The organism is Streptomyces sp. NPDC023541 (assembly GCF_055559995.1).
On the sequence record NZ_JBVHJO010000035.1, the window covers coordinates 14,095 to 22,644 of the forward strand.

9 protein-coding genes and 1 pseudogene are annotated in these 8,550 nt (G+C 68.2%); 6 read left to right on the top strand and 4 right to left on the bottom strand.

Translation table 11 applies throughout. From position 1 onward, the window contains the following. Positions 1-1,212 (bottom strand): hypothetical protein (locus tag ACZ3X1_RS36935; protein WP_467283907.1); only part of this gene is annotated, 1,212 nt, incomplete at its 3' end. On the opposite strand from ACZ3X1_RS36935, the gene ACZ3X1_RS36940 reads away from it, so the two are divergent. The 3 genes from ACZ3X1_RS36940 (at position 1,189) to ACZ3X1_RS36950 (ending at position 4,330) form a co-directional block, all read left to right on the top strand. Then, positions 1,189-2,265, top strand: a complete 1,077-nt coding sequence (locus ACZ3X1_RS36940; RefSeq protein ID WP_467283909.1) for a collagen-like protein — start codon at positions 1,189-1,191, stop codon at positions 2,263-2,265. The genes ACZ3X1_RS36935 and ACZ3X1_RS36940 overlap by 24 nt on opposite strands. Positions 2,266-2,414: 149 nt before the next feature. Then, a complete protein-coding gene (locus ACZ3X1_RS36945; protein ID WP_467283912.1) occupies positions 2,415-3,059 on the top strand; it encodes a tetratricopeptide repeat protein in 645 nt (214 codons plus the stop codon). Further along, a complete protein-coding gene (locus ACZ3X1_RS36950) occupies positions 3,056-4,330 on the top strand; it encodes a glycosyltransferase (protein ID WP_467283914.1) in 1,275 nt (424 codons plus the stop codon). Before ACZ3X1_RS36945 ends, ACZ3X1_RS36950 begins: the two co-directional genes overlap by 4 nt. Before the next feature lie 382 nt (positions 4,331-4,712). On the opposite strand, the gene ACZ3X1_RS36955 is transcribed toward ACZ3X1_RS36950, so the two are convergent. Continuing rightward, on the bottom strand, positions 4,713-5,090 hold the full coding sequence (locus ACZ3X1_RS36955) for a hypothetical protein (protein ID WP_467283917.1): 378 nt from the start codon (positions 5,088-5,090) through the stop codon (positions 4,713-4,715). Between ACZ3X1_RS36955 and ACZ3X1_RS36960 the strand changes: the two genes are divergently transcribed. Both ACZ3X1_RS36960 and ACZ3X1_RS36965 read left to right on the top strand, forming a co-directional pair. Continuing rightward, on the top strand, positions 5,082-5,243 hold the full coding sequence (locus tag ACZ3X1_RS36960) for a hypothetical protein (RefSeq protein WP_467283919.1): 162 nt from the start codon (positions 5,082-5,084) through the stop codon (positions 5,241-5,243). The genes ACZ3X1_RS36955 and ACZ3X1_RS36960 overlap by 9 nt on opposite strands. A 113-nt stretch (positions 5,244-5,356) precedes the next feature. After that, positions 5,357-5,878 (top strand): annotated as a pseudogene (locus tag ACZ3X1_RS36965) (transposase); the annotation flags it as partial. A gap of 77 nt (positions 5,879-5,955) precedes the next feature. Here ACZ3X1_RS36965 and ACZ3X1_RS36970 read toward each other — a convergent pair. Together ACZ3X1_RS36970 and ACZ3X1_RS36975 are read right to left on the bottom strand one after the other, a co-directional pair. Beyond that, positions 5,956-6,348, bottom strand: coding sequence for a nuclear transport factor 2 family protein (locus ACZ3X1_RS36970; protein ID WP_390079378.1), 393 nt, complete (start codon positions 6,346-6,348; stop codon positions 5,956-5,958). Positions 6,349-6,518: 170 nt separating this feature from the next. After that, entirely contained in the window at positions 6,519-7,124 is a 606-nt protein-coding gene (locus ACZ3X1_RS36975; RefSeq protein WP_467283921.1) for a hypothetical protein, read from the bottom strand. 326 nt (positions 7,125-7,450) lie between these two features. Between ACZ3X1_RS36975 and ACZ3X1_RS36980 the strand changes: the two genes are divergently transcribed. Further along, entirely contained in the window at positions 7,451-8,155 is a 705-nt protein-coding gene (locus ACZ3X1_RS36980; protein WP_467283929.1) for an HNH endonuclease family protein, read from the top strand. Positions 8,156-8,550: the final 395 nt, after the last annotated feature.

The following is an 8,550-nucleotide window of genomic DNA, read 5'->3' on the forward strand; positions in this document are numbered from 1 at the left end:
GCGCAGGGCAGCCCGGGTGGTTCGGGAGCCGGCCCGCAGGGCAGCCAGGGCAGCCCCGGCACCCAGGGGTTCCAGGGCAGCCAAGGCAGCCAGGGCGAAACCGGTGTGCAGGGGAACCAGGGCAGCCAAGGCAGCCAAGGCAGCCAGGGCTTCCAGGGCGGAGCCGGAGTCCAGGGCAGCCAGGGTGAAGTCGGCACCCAGGGCAGCCAGGGCGGTATCGGCAGCCAGGGCAGCCAGGGCAGCCAAGGCGACGCCGGAGTCCAAGGCGGCCAGGGCAATATGGGGACGCAGGGTTTCCAGGGGAGCCAGGGCGATGCCGGGGCGCAGGGCAGCCAGGGCGGCGACGGAGCCCAGGGCAGCCAGGGCACGCAAGGCGACGCCGGAGCCCAGGGCAGCCAGGGCGGTACCGGGCCGCAGGGCAGCCAGGGCGGTATCGGAGTCCAGGGCACCCAGGGCGATATCGGTCTGCAGGGCAACCAGGGCAGCCAAGGTGGTGCTGGAGTCCAGGGCAGCCAGGGCGGCGACGGAGCCCAGGGCAGCCAAGGCAGCCAAGGCGACGAAGGCGCGCAGGGCAACCAGGGCGGTACCGGGCCGCAGGGCAGCCAGGGCGGTATCGGAGTCCAGGGCAGCCAAGGCAGCGACGGGGTCCAGGGCACCCAAGGCAGCCAGGGCGCCGCCGGAGCCCAGGGCAGCCAGGGCGGCGCCGGCTCGCAGGGCAGCCAAGGCAGCCAAGGCGACGAAGGCGCGCAGGGCGGCCAGGGGTTCCAGGGAGACACCGGTGCGCAAGGAACCCAGGGCAGTCAGGGGTTCCAGGGAGACACCGGTGCGCAAGGGTTCCAGGGAACCGGAACCCAGGGAAGCCAGGGCGAGATCGGTACGCAGGGCAGCCAGGGCAGCGAGGGTGGCACGGGAGCCCAGGGAAGTCAGGGTGGTCCCGGCAGTCAGGGAAGTCAGGGGACGCAGGGCGACATGGGTACACCAGGATCCCAGGGTGATCCTGGCGCCCAGGGTGGTCCCGGTGTCCAGGGCGGCGCCGGTGTGCAGGGTGCCCAGGGCGGTTTCGGTCCGCAGGGTTTCCAGGGTGCGCAGGGCAGCCCGGGTGGTTCGGGAGCCGGCCCGCAGGGCAGCCAGGGCAGCCCCGGCACCCAGGGGTTCCAGGGCAGCCAAGGCAGTCAGGGCGAAACCGGTGTGCAGGGGAACCAGGGCAGCCAAGGCAGCCAAGGCAGCCAGGGCTTCCAGGGCGGAGCCGGAGTCCAGGGCAGCCAGGGTGAAGTCGGCACCCAGGGCAGCCAGGGCGGTATCGGCAGCCAGGGCAGCCAGGGCAGCCAAGGCGACGCCGGAGTCCAAGGCAGTCAAGGGTTCCAGGGCGACACCGGCACACAAGGCACACAAGGCAGCCAGGGGTTCCAGGGAGACACCGGCACACAGGGCAGCCAGGGGACCCAAGGTTTCCAGGGCTTCCAGGGCGGTACCGGAGCACAGGGCACCCAGGGCAGCGTCGGCACGCAAGGCACCCAGGGCAGCGTCGGGGCGCAAGGCACCCAGGGCAGCGTCGGGGCGCAGGGCACGCAAGGCACGCAGGGCGAAGCCGGAGCCCAGGGCACCCAGGGCTTCCAAGGTTTCCAGGGCTTCCAGGGCGGTACCGGAGCACAGGGCACCCAGGGCAGCACCGGCACGCAAGGCACCCAGGGCAGCGTCGGCACGCAAGGCAGCCAGGGCAGCGTCGGCACGCAGGGCACGCAGGGCACGCAGGGCAATCAGGGCGAAGCCGGAGCCCAAGGCACCCAAGGTTTCCAAGGCAGCCAGGGCTTCCAGGGCTTCCAGGGCGGTACCGGAGCACAGGGCGGCCTAGGCGCTGCGGGCGCGCAGGGCGCCCAGGGCAGCGTCGGCACGCAAGGCAGCCAAGGCAACGTCGGTCCGCAGGGCACGCAGGGGTTCCAGGGCGGTGCTGGTACCCAGGGAAGTCAGGGCGGCCCCGGTGCGCAGGGCCCTCAGGGATTCCAAGGCAACCAGGGCTTCCAAGGGGGCCAGGGCACGAGTTCCGGGGCGCAGAGCTCGGTCGTCACGGCTACCAGCTCCACAGGCAACGCCGTTGTCCTGTGCCCCGCCGGTAAATTCGCCGTCGGCGGCGGCTACATGACCGACGGGCTGGGCATCGCCGAGATGATCATCAGCCGTCCTATCGGAGGTTCCCCGGCTACCGGCTGGCAGGCAAGCACGGACGACGCACGCACCATCACCGTCTACGCGGTATGCGCGCCGTGAACCCCCGAGCCGTGAAGTCTCCTGACCAGCCGGCCGACGCACACGGCCGCACTGGTCAACGACGTCCGCGAGCATCGTCCCTGCAGCCAACGGTGCTTGCTCATGCCGCCCACCTCAGTCGCGTGGCCGGATCGGTGAGGTAGACCCCTGTGAAAAAGCGGATCGTGCTGTGGACCGGACTCGCCGCGGCAGTCGTGGTCGCCAATGCGGCGACCGGTCTTGTTCAGCTGCTCGCAGGAGACCCCAAGACCACTCCTTCGACTGTGTCCGGGTCCGAATCACCTGCGGCCAAGCGTGCCGCGCGGGCTGAGGCACTGCTCCAAGCGGGCATCAAGCAGGGGGAGAACAAGGATTTTTCCGGGGCGACGCGTAGCTTCCGACAGGTCCTGGACCTGAACGTGAACCCAGCCGTCAAACTCGCCTGGTACAACCTCGGCGTCATCGCCCAGCACGACAACAGGACAACCGACGCACGCACGGCCTACGACCACGCCCTAAAGATCGACCCGAATTTCGAATCGGCCCTCTACAACAAGGCGCTCCTGATCGAGTCGAACCACCCCGACCAGGCCATCGCGATCCTGCGGCACATCGTGGGGGCCGACCCGAAGGCCGCCACGGCCCATCTGCATCTTGCACAGGCCCTGGCGAAGAAGGGCCGGGACAAAGAGGCCAAGGACACCTTCGGCCTCGCCGTCCGCGCCGACCCATCGCTCCTACAGTTCGTCCCGGAGGAGTTCCGGGATTCCGCGAGCGCAGCACTGACAGACACTCAGGTAGGTACCACGGAATGACTTCTTCCCCGACCCCGAGGTTCTCCGTCTTCACCCCCAGCCACCGACCGCGTTTCCTGGACGAATGCCTTGCGACCCTACAAGCGCAGACCTGCTCCGACTGGGAGTGGATCGTCCTCCTCAACAACGGCGCCCGATGGCGGCCGGAACGCCCCGACGACCGTGTCCGGCTGGAGATCGCGGACGACATCCGGGGGGTCGGAGCCGCCAAACGCCGTGCCTGCGAGGTGGCACGCGGCGAGATCCTCGTCGAACTCGACCACGACGACCTGCTGGCGAAGGACTGCCTGGCGGAACTGGCGAAGGCCTTCGACGAGCATCCCGATGTCGTCTTCGTCTACAGCCACACCGCTCAGATCACCGAGGACGGAAGCCGGGACGACACACGGTTCAACGAGGCGAACGGCTGGCAGTACGAGGAGGCGGACGTCGACGGTCGCCGCCTCCTGCAAGCCATCGCCATGGCACCGACGCCGCACAACGTCTCGTACATCTGGTACGCCCCCAACCACGTAAGGGCGTTCCGCAGGGACACCTACGAGCAGGTCGGCGGGTACGATGCCGCGCGCACGGTGCTGGACGACCAGGACTTGATGTGCCGTCTGTTCCAGGCCGGTGACTTCCACCGCATTCCCCGATGCCTGTACATGCAACGCATGCATCCCGACAACACCCAGCGCGACACCGAGATCAACGCGCACATTCAGCGTGAGACCGTCGCCCTGTACGACAAGCACATCGAACCCAACGCGCTCGCCTGGACCAAGCGGCGCGGGCTGCTCGCGCTGGACCTCGGCGCCGCGCACCGCAAGCCGCCCGGCTACCTGGGAGTGGACCAGTACGCAAGGGACGGCGTCGACATCATTGCGACGCTGCCCGCACCCCTGGACCTCCCGGACGACTCGGTCGGTCTGCTCAGAGCGGTGGACTTCCTGGAGCACGTACCCGCGAAAATTCCACTGATCAATGAGTTGTACCGCCTGCTGGCACCGGGCGGCATGCTCCTCACCCTCACTCCCAGCTCCGACGGCCGGGGCGCCTACCAGGACCCGACACATGTCGCCTACTACAACGAGAACTCGTTCTGGTACTACACCGACAATCAGTACCGTGCCTTCGTACCGGAGATCCAGGCCCGATTCCAGAACTCACGGCTGGTCACATACTTCCCGACCGAGTGGCACTCCCGGAACCAGATCTCTTACGTGGTGGCCAATCTGATCGCGATGAAGGACGGCGCCGAACGCTGTGGCGGTCCCTTGCTGGTGTGACGCCCTGGGGGCCGAGGTGCGTGCAGGGAACGCGGTCACCCTTCGGACTCGTCCGCGTGAGCGCCGGCGAACCGAAGGGTGATCGCTGGCTCAACTCGAACATCTCCGCGACGCGGGCTCTCTGGATGTGGGTGCTACGTCTCCTGGAAAGGAGGCCGTACGCGGACAAGGCCGGCGGCCCACATCGTCAGCTCGGTCACACCGTCACGGGTCTGGGCATGCACCCACGACCGCCCTGACACGTATCGATTTGCCACTATGTGTGGCAAGTCAGACGCGCCTGTGCCCGGCCTGCGGTCGGCGAGGGACGCACGTTCGTTGCTTCTGCCGCTGGTGCGACGCCTGAAGAGGCACGCCCCAGCGGCACCGCAGGTGCCGTCGGTCACGGGAGGGCGATGGCGGTTGTGTCGTCAGCAGGCCATGCGTCCGTGCGGGGTTGGCCGGGTTCGGTGGTGGAGCCGCTGTCGGCGGTGTCGGCGAGGAGTAGGGCCAGGAGGATGCCGGCGGAGTGTTGGCTGAGGGTGTGGGCTGTCTCCAGGAGCTGTGGGTGGCGGTGGGCTGGCAGGGAGAGGGCGATGCACGCCGCTCGGCCGGGCAGGGAGAGGGGTACGGCGGCGCAGACTTCGCGCATGGAGTATTCGAGCAGGTCGAACTGACAGGCTTGAGGCCCGTGTCCATCGAGTGCAGCGAAGAGCTGCTGGGGGTCGGTGATGGTTCTGCCGGTGAGAGCGAAGGGCTCGTACCTGCTGAGGTGATCCATGCGACCGTCGAAGTCGAGCTGCGCGAGGAGGCTCTTGCCGACGGCGCTGGCGTGCGCGACCTGGGGGAAGGCACGTCCTCGGTCACCGGCGGGTCCTTCGGTCCGGAGGCTGAGGTCAGCACGTGGACCTCGCCGTCGGTGTACTGCGAGTAGTAGATGGCCGTCCCAAAACTTTTGCACAGCCCGTCGAGGGTGACGGCGAGGAGTTCGTTCGTCCGGCCCGGCATCCGGGCGAGGTCGAGGCGGGGCCCGGTGCGGTGTTCCCAGACATGGGCAAAGGCCCCCGAGCGGTCGCTACCGTCATCGACTCCCAGAGCGTGAAAGCCGCCGAGACCGTCGGCAAGGACTCACGCGGCTACGACGCCGCGAAGAAAATCAACGGCCGCAAAAGACACATCGTGGTCGACACCCGCGGCCTCCCGCTGCTGGTCATGGTCACCCCCGCCGATATGACCGACCGCGACGCCGCCAAGGAAGTCCTCTTCCGCCTCCGCCTCATGCACCCCGAGATCACCATCGTCTGGGCCGACTCCGCCTACGCCGGCCAGCTCGTCGACTGGGCCAAGAAGTACCTGCGGCTCACCATCAAGACGGTCAGCCGGCCCAAGGACGCCACCGGATTCGTCGTCCTGCCCCGCCACTGGGTCGTCGAACGAACCCTGGCCTGGCTCATGCACGCCCGCCGCCACGCACGCGACTACGAACGACTCGTACAGCACTCCGAAGCCCTCATCACATGGGCCGCCATCACCCTCATGACCCGCCGCATCACCCAGCAGAAGAAGACCCCCGCAGTCTCCACCGCGAACCTCACCCAAGCCGCCTGAACCCGCATATGACCTTCGGCACGAAAACGGCTTCATCGTTACGACCAGAACCCGTCGTACGCCTTCTGGTCGGACCACAGCCCCCGTGCTTCGGTGATCTGGCCATCCTGAATGCGGAAGACGATCACGTAGTCCATGTCGAGCTCTTTGCCCTCGCGTGAGGCCGTGGCGTGGAGCAGGGCGACCGTGTGCTCGTCGTTGGCGAGCACGTCTTGGAGTTGGGGGCGGTAAGTTCCGTCTGTCAGCTGGAATTCGCGCTGGAACAGAGCGAACGTGGCATCGCGGCCACGGTATGTTCCCGACAGTTGGTTGTGGCCGCTCATGTGCCACACCACATCGGGGTGGAACACCTTCGCGAGGGCGTCCATGTCGCCTGCTACAAAGGCATTCATGGCCCGCTTGAACACCTCGATGTTCGGATGATCCGCCATCACAGCCTCCTTGATCCGCTGCGAATGTAGGCGGAGTCCCGCCAGGTGGTGTCAGCCACACCGGGTAAGCCGGCCTCGCCAACCCGATCGGACGCCCAGACCGGACGCATAACGACCGCCGACAGGCCCCGTTCCCCCACCTCCAAACCCCACCACTTGTCATGGACGGCTCAGACACAGGTACTAGACTTGTCGTTTAACGTCCGGCGTCGAAGTTGTTCGGTGCTCTCCCAGTTCACCAGCGGTGTGAGGGGCCGCAGGTCGATCCTGTGCTGAGCGACAGCGCAGTACGGAGGCCAAGGGATCGTGGGGCTGGTCGGGCACGAGGTTGAACGAGACGCGTTGACGGTGGTGGCGGAGTTCCGCTCGGAGTTATACGCGTGCCTGACCGCGCGGGGCGACGCCCTGAGGTGGGGGTTGTTCTGCGCCAGCGTGTGTACTTCCTGCTGGAGGCCGGTGATGTCCGGTGCTTCGGTCTGCTGGTGGGTACGCCGTTTCCGCTGGCGGGTGGTGTGCAGGATCTGGGCAGCCATCCACCAGGCGAGGACATGGCGCTGGTCTGGGCCCAACGGCCAGGGGGGCGTGAGCGCCCAGTCCGGGTCGTTCAGGATGACCTTCAGTACTGTGTCGGCGCGTCCCTCAAGGGAGGTGAACAGCTCCTCAGCAGCGTGGTGAGGGACACCCTCGGCACTGATCCCCCAGTAGCAGCCGGTCTCGGCAGCGATGCCGGTAGGCGTCACGGGAAACGGCTCGTTGATCTTGGCGAGCCGGCGCACCTTCAGCTCGTACTTGCGGCGTGCTACGTGCTGAGCGAAATGCTTCGTGATCCCGAGTTCCCCCGGCCTTGGCCGCGCGCTTCCCCGACGATGCCTTACCCACCCGCTCCCCTTCCGTGCATGGCTGTACCTGTCCTTCGTACACGGAGTCGATCGCGGACGTCATCAGGGATATCGGAGAAAGCGGCAGGTCGGCCCTGACCATATGGAGGGCGCAGTTGCGTTTCTGTGGTGAATCCGACCGCCCGCACGGGTGAGTTGTCCGCTGATGGCCTGTCGGGGCGGGTGTCGGGCCCGCTAGACCCGCCTGTGTGATCAAGAACCTGATGCTGCGTGGTCTGCCCGCACTCGCCCTCTGTGCCCTTCCCGTCCTCGCGGCTCCTCCCGCGCACTCCGCACCCGCTGCTACGGCGGCGCCGGCCGCCGCCGGTGTGGCCGGCCCGTCCGGGATGAGAGCTCCGCTGCCGCTATTCGAGGCGATCGACCAGCTCCCCGTGGCTGTCGAGCACCGAGCAGGCTACAAGCGGGACCTGTACAAGCACTGGAACCGCGGGCTCAACGCCGGGGACGGCTGCGACACACGCAAGGAAGTCATCCTCGCCGAAGCCGACACAGCGCCGCAGGTCGCGGCCGGCTGCAAGCTGACCGGCGGCTCCTGGCGCTCCCCCTACGACGACATCGTCGTCTCCGACGCCGCCCGCCTCGACGTCGATCATTTTGTACCGCTCGCCGAGGTGTACGACTCCGAGCAGACGCCGTGGTCGGCGGCTCGGCGGGAGGCGTACGCGAACGACCAGGCGTCGCCGGACACGCTGATCGCCGTCTCTGCCGCCTCCAACCGGTCCAAGGCGGACAAGGACCCGGCCGAGTGGCTGCCCTCCGACGCCTCCTACTACTGCACCTACGCCGCGACGTGGGTCGGCACCAAGCTGCGATGGGACCTGGCCGTCGACGACAACGAGCGCCAGGCGCTCCTCGGGCTCGCCGAGGACTGCCCCGCCACCACCGTCGTGTACGAGCCCGCCCCGTAACCTTCCCGGCCAGGCTGGAGATGCGCTCGGGCCTGGCTGGCCGCCTCGAGCCAGGAGCATGGCCCGTGCCTGCCTCGCTGACCCGCACCCCGCCGGAGCTGGCGGGGATGTCAGGTGCTCGGCGAGCTGACGGGCCGCGTCGGGGCGTAGCGGGGACCGTGCGGCTGGGGCGGAGGCGTCCGGTCGGGTCGTGACGGCCGAGGAGGAGCGGGAGATCAGCCCGGCGCCCGCCATCTCCGGGGGCGGGCGGTCCGCCGTCTGTGCCATCCCGTCCGGCCCAGGTTTCTGACGACAGGTGGGCCGGTCTAGGCTGCGACAGTCGTTGGCCACCGAGGCCGGCGCGGCAAGGAAAGGCAAACGATGCCGCAAGCGGGACACGCGACCGGCCCGGCGGG